The 1229-nt window shown below is 54.8% G+C and carries 1 protein-coding gene; it reads left to right on the forward strand.

All coding sequences use genetic code 11. The annotated features are described in order from the left end of the window. Positions 1-394: 394 nt before the first annotated feature. A partial coding sequence (locus tag D6694_09325) for a hypothetical protein (protein ID RMH41169.1) occupies positions 395-1229 on the forward strand: 835 nt, incomplete at its 3' end.

The following is a 1229-nucleotide window of genomic DNA, read 5'->3' on the forward strand; positions in this document are numbered from 1 at the left end:
CAAGTTATACCCAAAACAAAGAGGATTGGAGGAACCCATTCTGAGCCTGATGTCAAAAGTCGATAGACGATGGACACACAAGTTACACTCACGATAACACTGAAAACCAGCTTTAAACACTGAACTCTAAACTTTAAACTCAAACCCTCAACCCTCAACGCTCAACCCTCAACCACTTTTTTCAGGGAACTCATTCTACCGGTTCCACCGATTCACCCGATTCCCCCAAACTCGGTGGAACTCTGTGTGCACTCTGTGAAACTCTGTGGAAGAAAAAACGGCATACATGCTGCGGGAAAGGTAAGCCTGGTGAAAAATTCGATGGGACGACAGACGATGAAAATTTACTCCGTCACGGCAAGCGTGCATATATCGCTCTGGAAAATAACCCATTATGGGTATTGTGCGCGGCGGGGTGGCGGGGTATTTTTGTACAAATCTTGTTTTCGGCGCTGTCTATTGTGTTTCGTGGGGTTCGGATAAACACAACCTGATTACAAACCCAAAACCGTTTACGCCCATGTATCGTCCCACGCACCTGTGGCTGATGCTCATCGGCCTCATCTGTTCTTTTTCCCCGCTACCGGCTCAAACCCTCCAATGTCCTGTCAGCCATCAGCTCTATTTGCCGGCAGGCGCATGCGAGATGCCCGTCAACTACGACTCACTCGTGTGGTCCTATACGGGCCCCTATCTCGAAGTGAGCTATTTCCCGCCCGAGGGAGCCATGCTGGGGGCCGGCACCTACCCGGCCACACTCACGGTGCTCACGCCCGACAGCATCGCGCTGCAATGTGTGTTCGAGCTGTTCATCGACCATGACCCGGCCTATAACACCTTGTTTTGCCGCAACACGACGAATGTCGTCTTCGACGGCGTGTGCGAGCGCCCCATCACGGCCGACATGATCCTCGAAGGCGACTACAAGTGCCCCGACATCTACGTCGTCGAGCTGTACGAGGGCGTCACGTATCAGGGCACGGTCTTGCCCATCACCGCCAGCAACTGGGGGGTCAAAATCACTGACCCGCTGACCGGCAGCGCGTGCTGGGGGTTCGTGACGGCCGTACCCGGCAACGACATCCTGCAGGTGAGCTGCCCCGACGACGTGGTGACCACCTGCGTCGAGGACATGAACTCCGTCGTGTTGCCCGAGCCGCAGGCCACTTCGTGCTTCGACATCGACATGAGCTACACCTACTTCCACCTCGACCAGAACTTGTGCGACG

This window comes from Gammaproteobacteria bacterium (assembly GCA_003696665.1).
GTDB lineage: Bacteria > Pseudomonadota > Gammaproteobacteria > Enterobacterales.